Genomic DNA, 20,404 nt, shown 5'->3' on the forward strand with positions numbered 1-20,404 from the left:
ACAAAATGAAAAAACAATTTAAAATTTTGACGTTTTTGGCGGTGTTGGCCTTTGCCTTTACTGCATGCGACGACAATGATTCGGCAAGTGTTACAGCCGGCTTTACTTATGCTCCCGAGGAGAATATTCAGGCGGGAGATACTGTGTTCTTTACTAACACTTCATCAGAGGCAGCAAGTTATGAGTGGAGCTTTGGTGACAATGCAACTTCAGCAGAAGCCAACCCATTTCATATATACACCGAGCCGGGTATTTATGATGTTACGTTGATTGCGGTGAATGGAGAGTTGAGTAATACGATCACTCACCAGGTGAATGTTGACGCATCACTGGCCTACATTGTTAACGCCGGTAGCTGGTCGGGAGATAAATCGACCATTACAGCTTACAATAAATATACTGATGAGGTGGTTAATAGCTATTACAATTCGGTAAATGGATTGGATATCACTTCAAATATTCAGTTTGCCTATAACTACAACGGCAAAATTTATATGATGGGAAATACTGCCGATCAGGTTTTTTGGGTTGATGCAAAAACATTTGAGCAGACAGAAAATGGAATCACTGATCAGATTGTGGCTCCCCGTAATTGTCAGGCGTTGGGCGATTACATGTACGTTTCTTGTTGGGGAGGAGCGGTGTATTCCGATCCTACTCTCTCGTACATTGCCAAAGTGGATTTAACTGCCGGCGAAGTAGTGAAAACTATTCCTGTGCATTACGGACCTGAAGGATTGGCTATTGCCGGAAACAAGTTGTATGCTGCATTAAATTATACGAATAAAGTTGCAGTAATCGACTTAGATACCGATGAAGTTTCATACATCGATCTTCCTGAAGGCAACATCCCTTCGTATTTTGAAAAGGATGATCAGGATAACCTGTACATCAATCTGGGAGTAGCATACGGCGATGAGACCACTCAAACAGGAATCGGTTATATCAATACTTCTACCGATGAATTTGAAGCCAATTATGATTTGGAAGGAGTAAGCAGCATGAACTACGTTGATGTTTTTGAGTTTAATGATGACTTCACAAAATTATATATAGTAACAACCGGCGGCTACGGAATGCCTGGAGGAGTGTCTGTTTTCGATGTAGCATCAAAAAGTTTCGAGGCTGAAAAATTCATCGATGGAGTGAATGGCCTGAATGGTTTGGGATACTACGATAATAAACTGTTTTGTTTCTTCTCTGACAATGTAACTTCAAATGGTTCAGTAATAACATACTCGCCAGACGGAACTGAGCTGAACGAGTTTGAAACAGGTATTGCGCCATTCATGTTACTTGATATTGAATAAGTAATGAACAAACAAAAAATATTTTGCCTTATTCTGCTGTTGGCCTGTTTTATCGGATTATCGGCTTTTGCCGGCAACGGAGAAAAGGTTACTGTTGAAATAGATTTTGGATCCTTGAAACATCCAAAACTGAAAATCGAGACAAATTGGAAAGAAGGGCTTTCGGCTTTGGAAGCCCTCCAGTTTGTTGCGGAAGTAAAAACACACCCCGTGGGGCAATATGTTTTTGTCGATGAAATTGATGGTGTAAAAGGTGTGCCGAACCAAAGTGTTTGGTACTACAAAATTAATGGTGAGCCTGCCAAAAAGATTGCCACCGACCAGCCCCTTAAAAACGGCGATATAATAACCTGGATATATAAACAAGATGTTTGCAGTTCGAAAGAAGACAAATAGCTATAGGAATAATTATAGCAGTTTCTTCCCTAAGTGCGGCACTCAAAGCACATGATAATGATTCTTACCCCTGGTCGTGTACCGGGGGTTTGATTTTTTGTAACTTTTGAAATTCAATTTTAAAGAATGGCACAAATTACATTTATAACAGGCGGTCAGCGTTCGGGTAAAAGCAGTTTTGCACAAAAACGTGCAGAGGAGAGTTCCGAAGCACCGGTTTATCTGGCAACTGCCCGTATCTGGGACGAAGATTTTCATAAGCGGGTAAAACGCCATCAATCCGATCGTGGCGAACAGTGGCAAACCATCGAGGAAGAGCTGGAAATCAGTAAACACAACCTGAGCGGGAAAACAGTTATGCTTGATTGTATTACGCTTTGGCTAACGAATATTTTTTATCAGAAAAACAACGATGTAGATGTCAGTCTGGAAGTAGCCAAACGAGAGTGGGATAAATTTATCAATCAGGATATGACGCTTTTTGTGGTAAGCAATGAGTTGGGAATGGGTGTTCATCCCGAAAATGAAATCGCCCGCAAGTTTGCCGATCTGCAAGGTTGGATGAACCAGTACATTGCCAAATCGGCAAACGACGTATTTCTGATGGTTTCGGGAATACCTGTTCAAATCAAAGGAATTTCGAATGATGATTAACGAATTGAGATTTCAGAATCCTCTGCGTCGTGGCGCTTTTGCGAGGAAATATTCTTCGAATCTTCGTGTTCAAAAATTATATCTGCGCATATCCGCGAGCAATAAAATAAAAAACCAAAAACAATGACATTAAAAGATCAACTTCAACACAAAATCGATAACAAAACCAAGCCGATCGGATCGCTTGGTTTGCTTGAAGAACTGGCCCTGCAAATAGGCATGGTTCAAAACACTCTGTCTCCCAAAATAGAAAAACCGGCTCACCTGATTTTTGCTGCCGATCATGGTCTGGCCGACGAAGGCATCAGCCCTTATCCAAAAGATGTTACCTGGCAAATGGTAATGAACTTCTGCGCCGGAGGTGCGTCCATCAACGTTTTTTGCCGTCAGAACGAGCTGGAACTGAAAGTTTACGATGTGGGCGTTGATTACGCTTTTCCGGCAGAACTTCCGGTGATTAATGCAAAAATTGCCAACGGAAGCCGTAATATGAGAAAAGAACCTGCCATGACCGCGGAAGAATGCCGCGCCGCAATGGAAGCAGGAGCAAAAGCAGTTCGCGAAGAAGCGGCCTTAGGGTGTAATACTATTGGGTGTGGGGAGATGGGAATTGGAAATACCTCGCCTTCGTCGTTATTGATGCATAAATTTACCGGCCTTTCCATGGAAGATTGTACCGGTCGTGGCTCTGGTTTGAAAGATGAGCAGGTAGATCGCAAAACCAGAATCCTAAAAGAAATTGCCGCGAAATACAATCCGGGTTCAATCGAAGAAACTCTGGCCACTTTTGGAGGTCTCGAAATTGCTGCCATGACGGGAGCTTACCTCGAGGCGAAAAAACAAAATATGCTTATCCTGATCGATGGTTTTATTGCTACGGCTGCTGTGCTTACGGCAATACAAATGGAACCTGCCGTAAAAGATAATTGTGTATTTTGCCATGGTTCCGACGAAAAAGGACATAAGCTGATGTTGGAGTACCTTGGGGCAAAACCGCTGCTGCAGTTGGGAATGCGACTGGGCGAAGGAACCGGAGTTGCCGTTGCAATGCCGCTGGTGCGTTCGGCTGTAAATTTCCTTAATGAGATGAGCAGTATGGAAGACGCCGGTGTGAGTAATAAGGATTAAACGCCTGCTTTATAAAAAGCAATGTTTTGTTGGATCCATCAAGTGATGATATAACTTTGTTACACAGGCTGATTGTTAATCCACTATGGTTGAACAGCAATCAACCAATTTCGGAAATGAAAAAACCATAGTTGATAGTCAATCAGCCTAAGTAGGAAATAAAACAACCTAAGTTGAAAGAGTATCAACCAAGGTTGGAAGATGATCGACTAAGGAAGAATAAAAAACAACCAAGGTTGGAAATGAAACAACTAAGGTTGATGGCAAATCAATCCGAATGATTTTGGCAGAAATAAGCGACACATGAGAAATGAGATAAAAATATTCCTCACGGCCCTGATGTTTTACACCCGAATTCCGGTTGGGCGAATCGAAGGATGGTCGGAGAAGATGTTGAACAAATCAACGCGCTACTTTCCGGTAATCGGATGGATTGTTGGAGGAGTTGGGGCAGTGGTTTATTTTGCTTTTGGCGCTGTGCTGCCTGTTACGCTGGCAGTCGCACTTAGCATGGTGGCCACCATATTGTTGACCGGAGCATTTCATGAAGATGGTTTCGCCGATTTCTGCGATGGTTTTGGTGGCGGTTACACGCCCGAACGTATTCTGGAAATAATGAAAGACAGCCGGATAGGCACCTACGGAACGGTAGGACTATTGTCGGTGCTGGCGATAAAATTTCTGGCTTTGTCGCATGTCGATACGATCAGGATTCCTTTTATTTTAATTGCCGGTCATGCATTGAGTCGTGTCTTCCCGGTGTTGCTCATTTATTCTTCTGTCTATGCGCGGTTGGATGCAACAAGTAAAACCAAACCTGTCGGGAAAGCCGATTCTTTATTTTCATTGTTATTTGCGTTGGTTACAGGCGGATTGTCTTTGCTGTTTCTCAATTGGCACGAAACGGTTTTGATAGTTGCAATTTTGCTCATCGTTACCTTTTTCTTCAGGAATTATATCACGCGCAAATTGGGCGGCTACACCGGCGATGTGTTGGGGGCCTTGCAGCAACTCTGCGAAGTGTTTTTTTATTTGTGTATTCTCGCTTATCAAAATATGGGATGAAGATTTATGCGATACGACATAGCAGCGTAAATGTAAAGTCCGGCATTTGTTACGGGCAAACCGATGTTGATGTTGCTGAATCATTTTATGATGAACAAAAACGTTTGCTACAGGAAATTAAGCAGGAGAGTTTTGATGCCGTGTTTTCGAGCCCGCTCTTACGTTGCCGGAAATTGGCCGAAAGTCTTTTCCCAAATAAAAAGATTCATTTTGACCCGCGTTTGAAAGAATTGAATTTTGGAGACTGGGAAATGTTGTACTGGGACGAAATATATGCGCAACCTGAAGGAAAAACCTGGATGGACAATTATCAAACCTTGCCAACGAAAAACGGCGAATCTTACCCCAAAATGGTGGCGCGTGTTTCAGCTTGTGTCAACGAAATAAAAAAATTAAACGCCGGTAATATTGCCATTGTTGCTCATGCCGGAGTAATTCGCATATTAAAAAGTGTGATTGAAAATGTACCCATTTCACAACTCTTTGAAAATTTTAAACCGGCGTATGCCAGTGTTACCGTATTCGAAATAGATAAACATGAGTAAAACAAAAACATACCGCCCGATAATGTTTGTGGGCACGGGCTCCGATGTGGGAAAGAGTGTTATTAACGCCGGATTTTGCCGCATTTTTAAACAGGATGGTTTAAGTCCGGCGCCGTTTAAAGCTCAAAACATGTCGCTGAATAGTTTCCCTACACCCGATGGTTTGGAAATCGGTCGTGCCCAGGCTGTTCAGGCCGAAGCATGTGGTATTGACTGCCGTGTTGAGATGAATCCGGTGTTATTGAAACCAACCGGTTATATGGATTCGCAAATTGTGCTGAATGGTAAACCCTGGGCAAACAAATCGGCAAAAGCATATTTTAACGAAACCGACCGTGACTTTCTGTTCAATGAAGCAATGAAAGCTTTTTCAAGATTGGAGAACGAATTTAATCCGATTGTTGTTGAGGGGGCCGGAAGTATCTCCGAGGTAAACTTGTGGAAAAAAGACATTACGAATATGCGTGTGGCTGTGGAGAAAAATGCAGCCACTTATCTGATTGCTGATATTGATAAAGGCGGCGTGTTTGGAAGTGTTTACGGAACGATGTTGCTATTGCCGGAGCAGGAACGTAAACTGGTGAAAGGCATCATCATCAATAAATTCAGGGGCGATATTTCGTTGTTTGAAGATGGTGCAAAAAAGCTTGAGGAACTTTGTGGTGTACCGGTAGTAGGTATCATTCCGCATTTCCGCGATATTTATATCGATGATGAGGACTCGGTGGTTGTAGATAAAAAACAGTTTAAGGCGGTTGAAGGAAAAACAAATATTGCCGTGGTTTTGCTGCGGCACATGTCAAACTTCACCGATTTTAATTTTCTGGAACAACTACCCGAAGTTAACCTGTTTTATGCCGCATCGCCCGAAGATATCGATGAGGCTGATATCGTGTTATTACCCGGCTCAAAAAATACCATTTCTGATATGTTGTTTCTGCAAAAGCAGGGAATGGCAACGGCGGTGAAAAAGGCACACGATCAGGGAAAAGCTGTTTACGGTATTTGTGGCGGTTTTCAGATGATGGGCGAGTGGATTGCTGATCCGCATCATGTGGAAGGGCAGATTGAAAAAGTTCCGGGTCTTGGAATTTTACCGGTTGAAACGATTCTCACCGAAGAAAAGGTAACAGAACAGTGTTCGTTTACTTTTCAAAACGGCGAGTTAGGAAAGGGCTACGAAATTCATATGGGTGAAACAATTGCAAAACACGAAAGCCCGGCTTGTATGGTAAACGGCCAAAAGAAGGATGGTTATTACCTGAATGAACGAACCTGGGGAACTTATATTCATGGTATTTTTGATAATATCAGCGTGGTTAACCGAATATTAAAAGAGTCGGGGAAACAGCTGGCAACCCAAATGGATTTTCAACAATTTAAAGATACGCAATACGACAAACTGGCGCAGCTGATCAGAGAAAATGTTGATATGGCGTACATTTATAAATCGATGGAAATTGAATGAACATCTTACTATAATTATTCCGCTGCTGGCGGGTTTTGCTCTTGATTGTCTGATTGGCGATCCTCATTTTCTGCCACACCCCATTCGTTTGTTTGGCAATACAATTTCTTTTGGTGAAGCAAAGTTGAACCGGGGCAAAAACAAAAAGCTAAAAGGTGCGTTTCTGGCTTCTTGCCTCATTCTTGCCACTTACTTTGTTTTTGAACTGGGGCTATCGGTTTTATCCGCCTATCAAAACCTGTACTTTCTTGTTTCTGCCATTTTTGTTTTCTATGGTTTAGCCAACCGCTCGCTTATTCAGGAAGCATTGCGTGTAGTAATAAAACTGGAAAAGGAAGGATTGGAAGCCGGCTGGCAGCAATTGTCGATGATTGTTGGCCGCGAAACAGCAACGTTAAACGAAAACCAGATAAGAACAGCAGTTTTGGAGACACTGGCCGAAAACCTCAGCGATGGGGTAATTGCTCCCCTGTTTTTTTATTTCATCGGCGGAGTGCCTGCAATGCTGGCCTATAAAATGGCCAATACCCTCGATTCGATGATAGGCTATAAAAGCGAACGACACAAAGATTTTGGTTTTTTTGCCGCAAAGCTCGACGATGTGTTGAATTTTATTCCCGCACGACTTACTGCGATTTTAATGGCTACAGTTAGTTTTAACTTCCGGGCCATTAAATTCATCGTTAAATACGGCAGGAAGCATTCAAGTCCAAATGCAGGATATCCGGAGGCTGCCCTGGCCGGTATACTGAATTGTCGTTTCGGGGGGCCAAACCGTTATCACGGAAAACTGGTTGAAAAGCCTTTTATTGGCGAAAATCCAAGGCCGGTATATTCAAAGGATGTTTACAAGGCTTGTTTAATCAACTTAGCAGTAACGCTTGTGTTTATTGGAATTATTGTGCTTTGGTGGGTATAAACAAAAAAAGGACGGGTCAACACCCATCCTTTTCACTAACTAAACCAATAAAACTAATCAAACCTAAACTTATGAACTAAACTTGTATGACAAATGTAAGGTGTAAATATGAATTGGAGGTTATCCTAATGTTAAAAAATGTGTTTTATAACATATTTTTAATCTATTACCACTTAAGGAAGATCTATTGGGAGATTGTTGGTCGGTGTTGAATGGCTTGTTAAATCTACTGTTTGGGTTAAAATAAAAAAGGACGGGTCAACACCCATCCTTTTCACTAACTAAACCAATAAAACTAATCAAACCTAAACTTATGAACTAAAACTTATAGTACAAATGTAAGGTCTTTCTTCGAAACAAAAGTTAATCTAATGTTAAGTTGTCGAATATCGTATTGTTATTATTTATGTGCGATAAATGTCATCTATCGTTCAGATGTTGCAATGAGATATTAAAATGTAATTTTAAATACGTGAAAGGCGGCAAAAAGATATGTTTGATTTCGTTTGAGGTCATAAAAAAAGGACGGGTCAGCACCCATCCTTTTCACTAACTAAACCAATAAAACTAATCAAACCTAAACTTATGAACTAAACTTGTACTACAAATGTACGGCGAATAAGGCGAAGGGAGGTTAATGCAATGTTAAAATGCCACACGATAACATATTTTAACTTTATGGATCATCAATCAAATTGATTGGAATTATTTGTTCATACTCTTTAAGTGTTACAAAATCAGTATTTTATAATGGTTGTGGCCTGGGGTAAGACCTATGAATTCAGGCTTTTGGTAGAGTGTCTGAGTTAATTCAGATGTTAAGTACGTATTAAGTACGTGGAAAATATCCCAATTTTTAATTTTCAACTAATGAAGTATCCAAAATATTATGAATTTACTTAACACACGATCCTCTTTCTGCAATTTCTGAAACAGATATTTTTTCAAAATATAATTCTATAGGAATGTAAACTGATTTAAATATGTTCTATGGAAAAGTGGCTAAATATGAAAGTCAGTTTGCGGATAGATGAAATGTAAAGAGCGGGTGACTACTAGGTGCTATTGGAGTCTGGTTGGTATAAAATAAAAAAGGACGGGTCAACACCCATCCTTTTCACTAACTAAACCAATAAAACTAATCAAACCTAAACTTATGAACTAAAACTTATACTGCAAAGATAAGGTGCGTATGTGAACCGGAGGTTACCCGAATGTTAAAAAATGTGTTTTATAACATATTTTAAATCTATGCGAACTTAAAGAAAATCTATCGGGTGAATTTATAGATGGAAAATAGTGGGGTGGAAGAGACAGTTTCAGAAATAAGCCATAAAAAAAGGATGAGTCAACACTCATCCTTTCCACTAACTAAACCAATAAAACTAATCAAACCTAAACTTATGAACTAAAACTTATGCTGCAAATATATGCTGAAAAACATGTTCTGGCATCAAAGTGGATCTAAAATCGTATAAAATTACAGATATTTTAACAAAGTCTTAAGCTTTGGAAAAAATTTTAGAAACATAAATATTGAAAACACCATAATTCCCGGCAGTTCTCAACAAGAATGAACGTGAAACAATATTAACAGACTCTCCCTCATTCCCTCTCTTCGCGAATAGAGGGACGATTGTGTCGAATGTGCAATCAGGGTGAGTCAATAACTTTTGAAGCATACTTTGCCATTAATTTTCGCTTGAATTTCAGAAAAAAGCCCGCTACAAGTTGTAACGGGCTTTACTATTTTATCGTTAATATGTTTTATTGATCGTCTGGTTTGCTTTTATCTTCATCAGCAATCGACTCACGCATTGTAGTGTCGGCCATTATGTTTTTGTATTTCATGTAATCCATAATTCCAAGGTTTCCGCTACGGAAGGCCTCCGAAATGGCCAATGGTACCTGAACTTCAGCTTCAATAACCTTAGCTCTCATTTCCTGTGCTGTAGCTTTATTTTCTTGCTCCAGCGCAATTGCCATGGCTCGGCGTTCTTCTGCTTTAGCCTGCGCAATGTTCTTATCGGCCTCAGCCTGGTCCATTTGAAGCACTGCTCCAATGTTTTTACCTATATCGATGTCGGCAATATCAATCGATAATATTTCAAATGCTGTTCCTGCATCCAACCCTTTTTCAAGCACTACGCGCGAAATAAAATCAGGATTTTCTAAAACAGCTTTATGTGAATGTGATGATCCGATTGACGAAACAATTCCTTCACCCACACGAGCGAGTACTGTTTCTTCTCCGGCTCCTCCAACCAATTGTTTAATGTTTGCCCGAACGGTTACCCTTGCTTTTGCAATTAGCTGAATACCGTCTTTTGAAACAGCAGTTACGGGAGGAGTATTAATTACTTTCGGATTTACCGACATTTGTACGGCCTCAAAAACATCGCGACCCGCAAGGTCAATGGCGGTTGCCATATTAAAAGGCAGTTCGATGTTTGCCTTTGCGGCAGATACCAATGCATGAACAACCCTTGCTACGTGACCTCCGGCCAGGTAATGTGCTTCCAAAGCATCGCGACTCAATTCAACATCGGCTTTTGTTCCTTCGATCATTGCACGAACGATAACTCCCGGAGGTACTTTACGGAAACGCATTAAGAATAACTGCAGGAGTGAAATTCGTACTCCAGATACCAACGCTGAAAACCATAATCCTATGGGGATAAAATAAAGGATTATAAAAAGTAATACGATTGCCCCGATTATTAATCCCCAGGCGCCTACTGCTTCTACTATCATGTTTTATTTATTTAAAGGTTCAACTATAATTTTATTGGATTCAATTTTCAAAACTCTGATTTCGGTATTGTGATCGATGAAAGCACCGGTTGATTGGGCTTCCACAATTTCGCCATTTACTTTTACTTTTCCCATTGGTGCTAATCTTCCAATCGATTTACCGGTTTCGCCCACAATAATTTTTTCCCTGTTTATAAGGTCAACTTTTCCAACAATGTTCTTTTCCAGAATCATTTTTTTCCCTGCCCGCGATTTAAAAAAGTAGTAAATCATTGCTGGGGCAAGAATAAGAACTGCGGCTAGTGTTATAAACCCGGTCAGTGTGCCGTATTCGGCAAAAGCCACGTACACTGCTCCTCCTAAAAGAAGAAACCCGCCAATTCCGGCGATGGTAACTCCCGGGATCACTGCAAACTCAATCAGAAGTAACAGCAGGCCGAGAAGAATTAATAGAATAATAGCAAGAATGCTCATATGTTTTAGTCAATAGTTGCGTTTAATTCGCGTTCGATCAAAGCATCTTTCAGTGGCTTTAGTGCATCGAATGCTCCTTTTTTTACATCGCATTTGCCTTTGTAATGAACCAGCATTGTGCATTGTGTTGCCTGCTCATATTCATGGTTGCAAATGTCAATCAAAGCATCGATAACATAATCGAATGTATGCACATCGTCGTTATGCAAAGTCAGGAAATTTTCTTCAACAACTCCTTCACTGAAATCCCCTTTTGGGATCTTTTTTGTCTCTTTCTGCGTCATTTGTCGTTTGCAATTTCTTTAGCTTCACTCAAAGTTATTCTTTTTCCATTAAAATATGGTACAATGTAGGCATCTTCTACACCTTCTCTACGCACTTGTTCCTGCATTTTTACTGCATCGTCGTAGTTGGTAAGGTTTCCGGTAGTATAAACTACAATTCCTTTTTCGTCGGTGTAATTCTCAATTTTACGAATATAGGATAACTTGTCAAATAATCGTTTTACGTAGGGCGGCAATCCACGGCTGTATGCACCCAACTGAATTTTATATATCAGTTCGTCTTCTGTTATTTCTTCGGTTTTGCTACTTGTTGTTCTTGTTATCGGTGCAACTGATGGCTCCACCAGTATAATTGAATCCGGTTTTTTCGGGACTAACTGAGATTTGTAAGCCGCTAAATACTCATCGGCCTGTTTGCGGAATGTCTGTATTTCTTCTAAAGAAGCGTCCTGCCAGAACGAATTTTCTTCTTGTTGCGATTTTAACAGCAATTCTTCCGCAGTTGCACGTAGCTGAAAAATACTTGTTTCGTTATCAAGAATTTGTTTGCCGAGTGTTTGCCGCTCGGTGTACGAGGTTGTGGCACCGTATTGTTTTCGCAGTTTATCTGTATTGCTTATCATTCGCTCCAGCTCTTCTTGTTTGGCAGTTCCTTCGGTATATAATTTTAAACCTTTTTTTGTTTTGAAAAACGTAGTGTCGGGATAAGTAATCTCGGCATTCACTACAAAATTTATCGGTTCCGGTAAATCTTCAGCCGGTTCTTCGATGATTTCCGGCTCTGCAATAATTGAGTCGGTAATTACTGAGTCTATCAAAACCGAATCGTTTGCGGTAATAACTTCTGTTGAATCCAGTATTTCGGAGGCGATCACTGTTTCGCCAATAACCGGAATAAATGGCTTGGGTTCAGTTGTGCGGGGCACAGCTGCCGGCATTACATCGCCCGCTGCAGTTTCAGCAACTTCCTGTGCTTCATTTCGTTGCTCAAACGGATTTATTTTCTCGCTGCAAAGCTGCATTTTTTCTGCAAGTCCAACTTCCTGTGCCGTTGCATCGTCGGTTTTATTCTTGAATAATGTATAGTACTTTAAGGCCTCGTCGAAACGGTTTTTGGCGTGGTACTGAACACCAATATAGTAATCGGTTTTTAGAGGCGCTTCACCCAAACTTCCGTTCAGCAGGTAAATGATTTCGTTGGTTCCGTAATGCCCGTTTTCAGTTCGGCAGGCCCCATAATAGTAATTAACCATCAGGTGGTCTGGTTTCTCATTCAGCAACTTTTTCAGGATTACCTCGGCATCGCTAAAATTGCCATCTTCGTATAAACGAATAGCCTGCGATAAGGGATTTTCCTGATCGCCTCCAAAAACGCTGTTAGACGCAAACAAAAAAATAGCGAATATTGTTAGTAGTGCTAAAACCTTTCTAAAAATCATATGAAAATCAGTTCTGTTTTATGTTTGTAAAGCTACAAAAAATCAATTTTTTTCAGAGATTAAATTATACTGAAGTAGCAGCTAAGATACAGAATTGAGCTGAGATTTATCATTTATTAAACTATATTTGTAAAATTGAATAATTCGTTAGACATGGCAAATTTAAAAGTTGGAGATAAGGCACCGGATTTTGAAGGTAAAAATCAAAATGGCGAGAAAATCGCTCTTAAAGATTTTGCCGGAAAAAAACTGATCCTTTATTTCTACCCGAAAGACAACACTCCCGGTTGTACAGCCGAATCGTGTAATTTGAACGACAATTACGACGCATGGCTGGAAAAAGGTTTTGATGTAGTGGGAGTGAGCCCCGACAGTGAAAAATCGCATCAGAAATTTATCGACAAATTTGGGTTTAAATTCAACCTGATTGCCGATACTGAAAAAGAAATTCTGGAGGCTTATGGCGCCTGGGGCTTAAAAAAGAATTATGGCAAAGAATACATGGGCGTTTTACGAAAAACCTTTGTTATTGACGAAGGGGGCGTAATCGCCGAAATTTTTGAAAAAGTAAATACAAAAGATCACACGAATCAGATTATTGAAACTTTAAATCTATAACCTATTCTGAACATGACAAAAGAGGAGAGAGCTCAAATGAACAAGGAAAAGCTGAAAGCGCTTCAGCTTACAATGGATAAAATTGAAAAGAGCTACGGTAAAGGTTCTATTATGCGCATGGGCGATCGCGCCGACGAAGATGTTCCCGCTATTTCGTCAGGATCGATTGCGCTTGACGTAGCATTAGGCGTAGGCGGATTCCCGAAAGGCCGTGTAATTGAGATTTATGGTCCTGAATCGTCGGGTAAAACAACCCTGGCTATTCATGCGATTGCCGAAGCTCAAAAAGCCGGAGGAATTGCTGCAATTGTTGATGCCGAGCATGCTTTTGATCCCTACTACGCCCGTAAACTGGGTGTTGATATTGATGAACTTCTAATTTCGCAACCCGATAACGGTGAGCAGGCTTTGGAAATTACCGATAACCTGATCCGTTCGGGAGCGTTGGATATTGTTGTAATCGACTCGGTTGCTGCATTAACACCAAAAGCCGAACTTGAAGGCGAAATGGGAGACTCAAAAATGGGGCTTCAGGCACGTTTGATGTCGCAGGCATTGCGTAAACTTACAGCCAACATCAACAAAACAAAAACCTGCTGTATTTTTATTAACCAGTTGCGTGAGAAAATCGGTGTAATGTTCGGTAACCCGGAAACCACTACCGGTGGTAATGCCCTTAAATTTTATGCGTCAGTGCGTTTGGATATTCGTCGTATCGGACAAATTAAAGATGGCGAAGAAGTGAATGGTAACCACGTTCGTGTGAAAGTGGTGAAAAACAAAGTGGCACCGCCATTCCGCAAAGCTGAATTTGATATTATGTATGGCGAAGGAATTTCTAAATCGGGCGAGATCATCGATTTGGGTGTGCAGTACAATATTATTAAAAAAAGCGGATCGTGGTTTAGCTACGGCGAAACAAAATTGGGTCAGGGGCGTGAAACAGTGCGTCAGTTGGTTATCGATAATCCCGAGCTTGCTCAGGAGTTAGAGACGAAGATTGTAGAAGCCATTACCGGAACCACCACCACAGAATAGATTATACTGATATAGACAGAATATACCGGGTGAATTGATTCTGTCGATTCATCCGGTTTTTTTATAAGGCAGGCTTAAAGATGAAGTAGTTTTTACAAATATAAATAGTTAAAAAAAATCGTATGAAAGTGTTAAAGTTTGGTGGAACATCCGTAGGTTCCGCCGCGAACATTAAACGTGTAAAAGACATTGTACTAAACCAGAACGACGACGTTGTTGTGGTAGTTTCGGCCCTTGGTGGCATAACCGATAAAATTCTAACGGCAGCACACAATGCTGCCTCTGGTACAGGCGACTTTCATACGGAACTTACGGAAATCAGACAAAGACACGACGAAACATTAAGTGAACTTTTTAACGGATCAGGATCAGTAAAAGAGTATGTTGATTTATTGCTCGATGAGCTGGAGAAATTGCTCACCGGTATAACTTTGGTGGGCGAATTAACTTTGAAAACACTAGATCGTATTGCCGGTTTGGGTGAGCGAATTTCGTCGCATATTGTTGCCGAATTTATTGGTTGCCCCAGAAAAGATTCGTCGGAGTTTATTCAAACCGACAGCAATTTTGGTAAAGCGGCTGTTGATTTTGGCGTTACAAACAATAGGATCAAGGAGACTTTTGCCGGTTTTAAAGGAGCGGCCGTTGTTCCCGGTTTTATATCGAAAAATGCCAAAGGTGAATTTACTACGTTGGGGCGTGGTGGATCCGATTTTACTGCAGCTATTCTTGCTGCAGCGCTGGATGTTGAAATTCTGGAAATCTGGACCGATGTAAATGGTTTTATGACTGCCGATCCGCGCGTGATCCGCAAAGCATACACTATTCCTGAGATCACCTACTCGGAAGCCATGGAGCTTTCGCATTTTGGCGCCAAAGTAATTTATCCGCCAACGATTTTGCCGGTTTACCAAAAAGGAATTCCTATCCAGATAAAAAATACTTTCGAACCTGAAAACCCGGGAACCAAAATTGTAAAAGGTGTAAAGAATGGTTTCGACCGCCCGATTAAAGGTATTTCTTCCATTTCGGGAATTACGCTGGTTACTTTGCAGGGCATCGGAATGGTGGGTGTTACCGGTATTTCAATGCGATTATTTACTGCGCTTGCAAAAGTAAATGTAAACGTGATTCTGATTTCGCAGGCATCTTCAGAAAATTCCATCAGTGTGGCTATTGAAGAAAAAGCACTGGATGTGGCTGAAGCTGCAATTCGAGAAGAATTTGAAAAGGAGATCTCCGCCGGACAGGTGAATAAAATTGATCTCGAAAGAAGTGTTTCGGTTGTAGCGATTGTTGGCGAGAATATGAAACACACTACCGGTATTGCCGGAAAACTTTTCTCAACAATGGGAAAAAGTGGCGTGAACATTATTGCGATCGCGCAGGGAGCGTCGGAGCTGAATATTTCGTGGGTAGTTAAAAACGAAGACCTGCGAAAAACCTTAAATGTGGTGCACGAATCGTTCTTCCTGTCGGAGAATGTGGAGCTGAATATTTTCCTGATGGGGATCGGTACTGTTGGAGGAAACCTGCTTAAGCAGATAAAGCAACAACAGCAACGCCTGTTAAAGGAAAACCACCTGCGATTGAAGTTAGCCGGAATTGCCAACTCTAAAAAAATGCTCTTTAACCGCGATGGAATCGAAATTGATTCCTTTAAAGAGCAGTTGGATGCTTCGGAGAAAACATCGTCGTTGCAAGGTTTTGTTGACGAGATCAAAGAAATGAATATTTACAATTCTGTGTTTGTGGATTGTACGGCAAACGACGCAGTTGCCGATCTTTACAAGGAAATTTTGAGTTCGAACGTTTCCATTGTTACAGCGAATAAAGTAGCCGCTTCATCGGAGTACGATAATTATGCCGAACTGAAAAAGATTGCCAAAAAGAAAGGGATTAAATTTCTTTTTGAAACAAACGTTGGCGCCGGTTTGCCAATTATCAATACGTTGAACGATTTGGTAAATTCGGGCGATAAAGTGTTGCGGATTGAAGCAGTTCTTTCCGGCACGCTCAACTATATTTTCAATACTATTTCGGCTGATATTCCATTGAGTAAAACCATTCAAATGGCCAAGGAAGAAGGTTATTCAGAGCCCGATCCTCGTGTTGATTTAAGTGGTGTTGACGTGGCCCGTAAAATTCTGATTCTTGCCCGCGAATCGGGTTATCGTATTGAAATGGATGAAATTTTGATCAACCGTTTTGTACCTGAAGAACTTTTCGCCGGTACGCTCGACGAGTTTTGGGCCGGTGTTTCAAAGTTGGATGCCAAATTTGAAACTGAACGTCAACGACTGGAAGCTGAAAATAAAAAATGGCGCTTTGTGGCTAAGTTCGAGAATGGTAAGGCCGAAGCCGGATTGCAGGAAGTAGATTCTAAGCATCCTTTTTACGACCTGGAAGGAAGCAATAACCTGGTAATGTACACAACTGAACGCTACCATGAATTCCCGATGCTGATTAAAGGATACGGTGCAGGAGCTTCGGTAACGGCCGCCGGGGTATTTGCCGATTTAATAAAAGTGTCGAATATTTAGAACAAAGTTGCTGCTAAAAACATTCATATAAAAAAGTAAAAAAACTTAGAAGACTGGTTGCCAACTGCTGTCACCGGATACTGGTCTTCTCTTTATTGTCTGAACATCATGAAACACATTATAATTCTTGGCGATGGCATGTCTGATGAGCCACTCGCAGCCTATGGCGGAAAAACTCCGCTGCAAATGGCAAATAAACCACATATCGATTGGCTGGCAAAAAACGGCCAGTCGGGCTTATTAAAAACTGTGCCCGAAAGTATGCATCCGGGTAGCGAAATTGCGAATATGGCCGTATTAGGCTACGATGTTGAAAAGGTTTTTGAAGGCAGGGGAGTACTGGAAGCGGCCAGTATGGGCGTTGAATTACAACCCGGAGATTTGGGTATGCGCTGCAACCTGATTTGTGTGGAAGAGGAGAAAATTAAAAACCACTCGGCCGGACATATTTCAAATGAAGAAGCAGAAGAGTTGATCCGATTTTTGGATGAAAAACTCGGAACCGACAAAATAAAATTCTATCCAGGTGTTTCCTATCGTCACTTACTGGTGATAAAAGGTGGAGTAAAAGACTTTGCCTGTACTCCGCCACACGATGTGCCGGGAACACCATTTGCCGATTGTTTGCCAAAAGCAAAAAAAGACGAAGCACAAGAAACTGTCGATTTGGTTACTGACCTGATTTTAAAATCACAGGAACTTTTGAAAGATCATCCGGTGAACCTAAAGCGCAAAGCGGCAGGAAAAGATCCGGGTAACTCTGTTTGGCCATGGTCACCTGGTTATAAACCGGCCATGCCAACGTTAAAAGAAATGTTTGGAATCGAGAATTCGGCAGTTATTTCTGCGGTCGATCTGATCCACGGAATTGGTGTATACGCCGGAATGAAAGTGATTCATGTGGAAGGCGCAACCGGTTTGTACGACACCAACTACGAAGGAAAAGCACAGGCTGCAATTGAAGCGCTGAAGGAAAACGATTTTGTGTATTTGCACATCGAAGCGAGTGATGAAGCCGGCCACGAAGGCGATGTTGAACTGAAAACAAAAACCATTGAATACCTCGATCAGCGCGTAGTAAAATACATTCTGGAAGAAACGGCAAAAATGGACGAAGAAGTGGCAATTGCTATTTTGCCCGATCATCCAACACCATGCGCACTAAAAACACATACCCGCGATGCCGTGCCGTTTACCATTTACAAACCGGGTGCTGAAGCGGATGCGGTGGAGGTTTACGATGAGTTCGATACGCGCAACGGTGTTTTTGGAACTTTGGAAGGTGATGAATTTATTCGTGCATTTTTGAAGTAAATATCCATTTGTGGGGATCAAAAGGTGTTAAATTTCTGATATATGTCATGTTTTTGAGGTAGGGGGAGTCTTGCCTTCATCTCAAAATTCTATTTTTGTTGGAGTAATGAAATACTATAGTACAAATAAAAATACCCCTGATGTTTCTTTAAAAGAAGCAGTTGTAAAGGGATTGGCGGCCGATAACGGATTGTTTATGCCCGAGCAAATTGAAAAATTCGAGCCTGCTTTTTTTGATGAAATTCAAAACCTGTCGTTTCAGGAAATTGCTTTTGAAGTGGCAAAGAAATTCTTTGGCGAAGATATTGAAGAGACAAAATTAAAGGAGATCGTTTTTGATACCCTGCAATTTGATTGTCCGGTTGTAAAAGTTACCGATTCTATATATTCCCTGGAATTGTTTCACGGCCCAACGCTGGCATTTAAAGATGTGGGAGCGCGTTTTATGGCGCGTTTACTAAATCATTTTTTGGGTAAACAAGAGAAGCTGGTAAACGTTTTGGTGGCCACATCTGGCGATACCGGAAGTGCTGTAGCAAACGGTTTTCTGGGTGTTGATGGTATTCATGTTTACGTACTTTATCCAAAAGGAAAAGTAAGCGATATTCAGGAGTCGCAGTTTACAACACTGGGGCAAAATATTACAGCATTGGAGATCGAAGGTACTTTCGACGATTGTCAGCATTTGGTAAAAAAGGCCTTTCTTGATGAAGAGCTGAATAAGAAACTGGTGTTAACATCGGCTAACTCCATAAATGTTGCGCGTTTTCTTCCGCAAGCATTTTATTATTTTAATGCGTATGCACGCCTGAAAGAAGCTGGTAAACTTGATGATAACAAATTGGTTGTTTCAGTGCCCAGCGGAAACTTTGGAAACCTGACCGCAGGGTTGATTGCAGCAGAAATGGGATTGCCGATAAAACAGTTTATTGCTGCCAATAACGAAAACGATGTGGTTTTCGAATACCTCAACAGTGGGGAGTACAGACCACGTCCGTCGGTTGAGACCATTGCCAATGCAATGGATGTTGGTGCGCCGAGTAATTTTGCGCGTATTCTTGATTTGTACAAAAACGAACATGCGGTAGTTGCCGGAAAAATTAAAGGTTACCGCTATACTGATGAAGAAATCAGAGAAGTGATTTTGAAGGTTTACAACGAATGCGACTATTTATGCGACCCGCATGGAGCATGTGGATATCAGTCGTTAAACGAATATTTGTCGGAAAATGAGATTGGCGTTTTTTTAGAAACGGCACATCCGGCAAAGTTTACAGAGACGGTAGAGAAGGTTGTTGGAAAAGGTAAGGTAGAATTGCCTGAAAAGCTTGCTGCCTTTATGAAGGGCGAAAAGAAAAGTGAACAAATGACCAAAGCGTATGCTGATTTTAAACGTTATCTTCTGGATCGTCCAATTTAAAGAAAAAATGTTATTGAACAGTTGACTGATTTTTGTGTTTTAGTTGGAGATGATAAATTTAATGGTAAATTTATTCAGTTTTGAGTGTTACTTTTATCCCCAAAGTGTAATATATATTATATAGATTATCATTTTCAAAGAGAATTAATGTTAACAAGAACAATATATGAGACAACTAAAAATCACGAAGCAGGTTACTAACCGCGACACCCTCTCGCTGGACAAGTACCTGCACGAAATTGGAAAGGTGGAGTTGTTGTCTGCGGAGAAAGAAGTGGAGTTGGCCAAACGAATAAAAAAAGGTGACCGCCAAGCTTTGGAAACGCTGATTAAAGCAAATCTCAGGTTTGTTGTTTCTGTTTCGAAACAATACCAAAACCAGGGGCTCAGTCTGCCTGACCTGATTAATGAAGGAAATTTAGGATTGATAAAAGCTGCGGAGCGTTTTGATGAAACACGCGGATTTAAATTTATTTCGTATGCTGTTTGGTGGATTCGCCAATCGATACTTCAGGCCTTAGCTGAGCAGTCGAGAATTGTTCGTTTGCCTTTAAACAAAATTGGTTCGATCAACAAAATCAACAAAGCTTTTAACAAGTTGGAGCAGGAATTCCAGCGCGAACCCACCGTTGATGAGGTTGCTGAATTAATGGAATCAAAACCGGATCTGGTTGAGGATTCTATGAATTTTTCCAGTACTCACGTATCAATGGATGCCCCTCTGCGTGAAGAGGAAGCGAATAATTTGTATGATGTGATGCTAAATGAAGATTCACCAGATCCTGACGGAGAGCTGATGGATAATTCACTTCGTAAAGAAATAGAACGATCTTTGTCAACACTCGGGGAACGGGAAGCGGAAATTTTACGTTATTACTTTGGGTTAAAAGGATATCAGCCGCATACGCTGGAAGAAATCGGAGATGTTTTTGGATTAACACGTGAGCGTGTTCGTCAGATAAAAGAAAAAGCAATAAAAAAACTAAAAAACCAATACCGAAACAGGTTACTAAAATCATACCTGGGTAAATAAAC

General features: G+C 41.0%; 18 protein-coding genes. 14 read left to right on the forward strand and 4 right to left on the reverse strand.

Going from position 1 to position 20,404, the window contains the following annotated elements; genetic code table 11:
* Window positions 1-5 precede the first annotated feature (5 nt).
* The 8 genes from G4420_RS08920 to cbiB all read left to right on the forward strand — a co-directional run bounded on the left by G4420_RS08920 (window position 6) and on the right by cbiB (window position 7,485).
* Complete coding sequence (locus tag G4420_RS08920) at window positions 6-1,310, forward strand: PKD domain-containing protein (protein ID WP_163323298.1); 1,305 nt, start codon at window positions 6-8, stop codon at window positions 1,308-1,310.
* A gap of 3 nt (window positions 1,311-1,313) precedes the next feature.
* Entirely contained in the window at window positions 1,314-1,706 is a 393-nt protein-coding gene (locus G4420_RS08925; protein ID WP_163323299.1) for a DUF4430 domain-containing protein, read from the forward strand.
* A 126-nt stretch (window positions 1,707-1,832) separates the two neighbouring features.
* Window positions 1,833-2,360 carry a bifunctional adenosylcobinamide kinase/adenosylcobinamide-phosphate guanylyltransferase gene (cobU, locus tag G4420_RS08930; RefSeq protein ID WP_163323300.1) on the forward strand — a complete coding sequence of 176 codons (528 nt, stop codon included), beginning with the start codon at window positions 1,833-1,835 and terminating at the stop codon, window positions 2,358-2,360.
* A 123-nt stretch (window positions 2,361-2,483) separates the two neighbouring features.
* A complete protein-coding gene (cobT, locus tag G4420_RS08935) occupies window positions 2,484-3,488 on the forward strand; it encodes a nicotinate-nucleotide--dimethylbenzimidazole phosphoribosyltransferase (protein WP_163323301.1) in 1,005 nt (334 codons plus the stop codon).
* Between the two features lie 303 nt (window positions 3,489-3,791).
* On the forward strand, window positions 3,792-4,553 hold the full coding sequence (locus G4420_RS08940; RefSeq protein ID WP_163323302.1) for an adenosylcobinamide-GDP ribazoletransferase: 762 nt from the start codon (window positions 3,792-3,794) through the stop codon (window positions 4,551-4,553).
* On the forward strand, window positions 4,550-5,098 hold the full coding sequence (cobC, locus tag G4420_RS08945) for an alpha-ribazole phosphatase (RefSeq protein ID WP_163323303.1): 549 nt from the start codon (window positions 4,550-4,552) through the stop codon (window positions 5,096-5,098). The genes G4420_RS08940 and cobC overlap by 4 nt, the downstream gene beginning before the upstream one ends.
* On the forward strand, window positions 5,091-6,566 hold the full coding sequence (locus G4420_RS08950) for a cobyric acid synthase (protein ID WP_204273636.1): 1,476 nt from the start codon (window positions 5,091-5,093) through the stop codon (window positions 6,564-6,566). Before cobC ends, G4420_RS08950 begins: the two co-directional genes overlap by 8 nt.
* Entirely contained in the window at window positions 6,559-7,485 is a 927-nt protein-coding gene (gene cbiB / locus G4420_RS08955; protein WP_204273637.1) for an adenosylcobinamide-phosphate synthase CbiB, read from the forward strand. Before G4420_RS08950 ends, cbiB begins: the two co-directional genes overlap by 8 nt.
* A gap of 1,767 nt (window positions 7,486-9,252) precedes the next feature.
* On the opposite strand, the gene floA is transcribed toward cbiB, so the two are convergent.
* Genes floA through G4420_RS08975 form a run of 4 tightly spaced genes read right to left on the reverse strand, consistent with a single transcriptional unit; the run spans window position 9,253 to window position 12,436 of the window.
* Entirely contained in the window at window positions 9,253-10,239 is a 987-nt protein-coding gene (floA, locus tag G4420_RS08960) for a flotillin-like protein FloA (protein WP_163323305.1), read from the reverse strand.
* 3 nt (window positions 10,240-10,242) lie between these two features.
* Window positions 10,243-10,713 carry an NfeD family protein gene (locus tag G4420_RS08965; protein ID WP_163323306.1) on the reverse strand — a complete coding sequence of 157 codons (471 nt, stop codon included), beginning with the start codon at window positions 10,711-10,713 and terminating at the stop codon, window positions 10,243-10,245.
* A 5-nt stretch (window positions 10,714-10,718) separates the two neighbouring features.
* A complete protein-coding gene (locus G4420_RS08970) occupies window positions 10,719-10,997 on the reverse strand; it encodes an ATP-dependent Clp protease adaptor ClpS (protein WP_163323307.1) in 279 nt (92 codons plus the stop codon).
* Window positions 10,994-12,436 (reverse strand): tetratricopeptide repeat protein, encoded by a 1,443-nt coding sequence (locus G4420_RS08975; RefSeq protein ID WP_163323308.1) that lies wholly within the window; start codon window positions 12,434-12,436, stop codon window positions 10,994-10,996. Before G4420_RS08975 ends, G4420_RS08970 begins: the two co-directional genes overlap by 4 nt.
* 153 nt (window positions 12,437-12,589) lie before the next feature.
* Here G4420_RS08975 and bcp point away from each other — a divergent pair, with 153 nt between their 5' ends.
* The 6 genes from bcp to G4420_RS09005 all read left to right on the forward strand — a co-directional run bounded on the left by bcp (window position 12,590) and on the right by G4420_RS09005 (window position 20,402).
* Window positions 12,590-13,054 carry a thioredoxin-dependent thiol peroxidase gene (gene bcp, locus G4420_RS08980; protein ID WP_163323309.1) on the forward strand — a complete coding sequence of 155 codons (465 nt, stop codon included), beginning with the start codon at window positions 12,590-12,592 and terminating at the stop codon, window positions 13,052-13,054.
* A 12-nt stretch (window positions 13,055-13,066) separates the two neighbouring features.
* Window positions 13,067-14,092: a recombinase RecA gene (gene recA / locus G4420_RS08985; RefSeq protein ID WP_163323310.1), complete on the forward strand. Its 1,026-nt coding sequence runs from the start codon at window positions 13,067-13,069 to the stop codon at window positions 14,090-14,092.
* A 122-nt stretch (window positions 14,093-14,214) separates the two neighbouring features.
* A complete protein-coding gene (gene thrA, locus G4420_RS08990) occupies window positions 14,215-16,635 on the forward strand; it encodes a bifunctional aspartate kinase/homoserine dehydrogenase I (protein ID WP_163323311.1) in 2,421 nt (806 codons plus the stop codon).
* A gap of 108 nt (window positions 16,636-16,743) precedes the next feature.
* The gene (locus tag G4420_RS08995) at window positions 16,744-17,949 is read left to right on the forward strand and encodes a cofactor-independent phosphoglycerate mutase (protein ID WP_163323312.1); all 1,206 of its coding nucleotides are present in this window, start codon (window positions 16,744-16,746) and stop codon (window positions 17,947-17,949) included.
* 106 nt (window positions 17,950-18,055) lie between these two features.
* Window positions 18,056-19,369 carry a threonine synthase gene (thrC, locus tag G4420_RS09000; RefSeq protein WP_163323313.1) on the forward strand — a complete coding sequence of 438 codons (1,314 nt, stop codon included), beginning with the start codon at window positions 18,056-18,058 and terminating at the stop codon, window positions 19,367-19,369.
* A gap of 166 nt (window positions 19,370-19,535) precedes the next feature.
* Window positions 19,536-20,402 (forward strand): sigma-70 family RNA polymerase sigma factor, encoded by an 867-nt coding sequence (locus tag G4420_RS09005; protein ID WP_163323314.1) that lies wholly within the window; start codon window positions 19,536-19,538, stop codon window positions 20,400-20,402.
* Window positions 20,403-20,404 lie beyond the last annotated feature (2 nt).

Origin of the sequence: Draconibacterium mangrovi (assembly GCF_010586825.1) — a bacterium.
Lineage (GTDB): Bacteria > Bacteroidota > Bacteroidia > Bacteroidales > Prolixibacteraceae > Draconibacterium > Draconibacterium mangrovi.

What these genes read in the sequence shown, in the direction of transcription:
- G4420_RS08970 (WP_163323307.1), bottom strand. Translation starts at nt 10,997, where the DNA reads ATGACGCAGAAAGAGACAAAAAAGATCCCAAAAGGGGATTTCAGTGAA.
- G4420_RS08950 (WP_204273636.1), top strand. Translation starts at nt 5,091, where the DNA reads ATGAGTAAAACAAAAACATACCGCCCGATAATGTTTGTGGGCACGGGC.
- G4420_RS08940 (WP_163323302.1), top strand. Translation starts at nt 3,792, where the DNA reads ATGAGAAATGAGATAAAAATATTCCTCACGGCCCTGATGTTTTACACC.
- G4420_RS08995 (WP_163323312.1), top strand. Translation starts at nt 16,744, where the DNA reads ATGAAACACATTATAATTCTTGGCGATGGCATGTCTGATGAGCCACTC.
- recA (WP_163323310.1), top strand. Translation starts at nt 13,067, where the DNA reads ATGACAAAAGAGGAGAGAGCTCAAATGAACAAGGAAAAGCTGAAAGCG.
- G4420_RS08975 (WP_163323308.1), bottom strand. Translation starts at nt 12,436, where the DNA reads ATGATTTTTAGAAAGGTTTTAGCACTACTAACAATATTCGCTATTTTT.
- G4420_RS09005 (WP_163323314.1), top strand. Translation starts at nt 19,536, where the DNA reads ATGAGACAACTAAAAATCACGAAGCAGGTTACTAACCGCGACACCCTC.
- floA (WP_163323305.1), bottom strand. Translation starts at nt 10,239, where the DNA reads ATGATAGTAGAAGCAGTAGGCGCCTGGGGATTAATAATCGGGGCAATC.
- thrC (WP_163323313.1), top strand. Translation starts at nt 18,056, where the DNA reads ATGAAATACTATAGTACAAATAAAAATACCCCTGATGTTTCTTTAAAA.
- G4420_RS08925 (WP_163323299.1), top strand. Translation starts at nt 1,314, where the DNA reads ATGAACAAACAAAAAATATTTTGCCTTATTCTGCTGTTGGCCTGTTTT.
- cobC (WP_163323303.1), top strand. Translation starts at nt 4,550, where the DNA reads ATGAAGATTTATGCGATACGACATAGCAGCGTAAATGTAAAGTCCGGC.
- cobT (WP_163323301.1), top strand. Translation starts at nt 2,484, where the DNA reads ATGACATTAAAAGATCAACTTCAACACAAAATCGATAACAAAACCAAG.
- G4420_RS08920 (WP_163323298.1), top strand. Translation starts at nt 6, where the DNA reads ATGAAAAAACAATTTAAAATTTTGACGTTTTTGGCGGTGTTGGCCTTT.
- cobU (WP_163323300.1), top strand. Translation starts at nt 1,833, where the DNA reads ATGGCACAAATTACATTTATAACAGGCGGTCAGCGTTCGGGTAAAAGC.
- thrA (WP_163323311.1), top strand. Translation starts at nt 14,215, where the DNA reads ATGAAAGTGTTAAAGTTTGGTGGAACATCCGTAGGTTCCGCCGCGAAC.
- bcp (WP_163323309.1), top strand. Translation starts at nt 12,590, where the DNA reads ATGGCAAATTTAAAAGTTGGAGATAAGGCACCGGATTTTGAAGGTAAA.
- G4420_RS08965 (WP_163323306.1), bottom strand. Translation starts at nt 10,713, where the DNA reads ATGAGCATTCTTGCTATTATTCTATTAATTCTTCTCGGCCTGCTGTTA.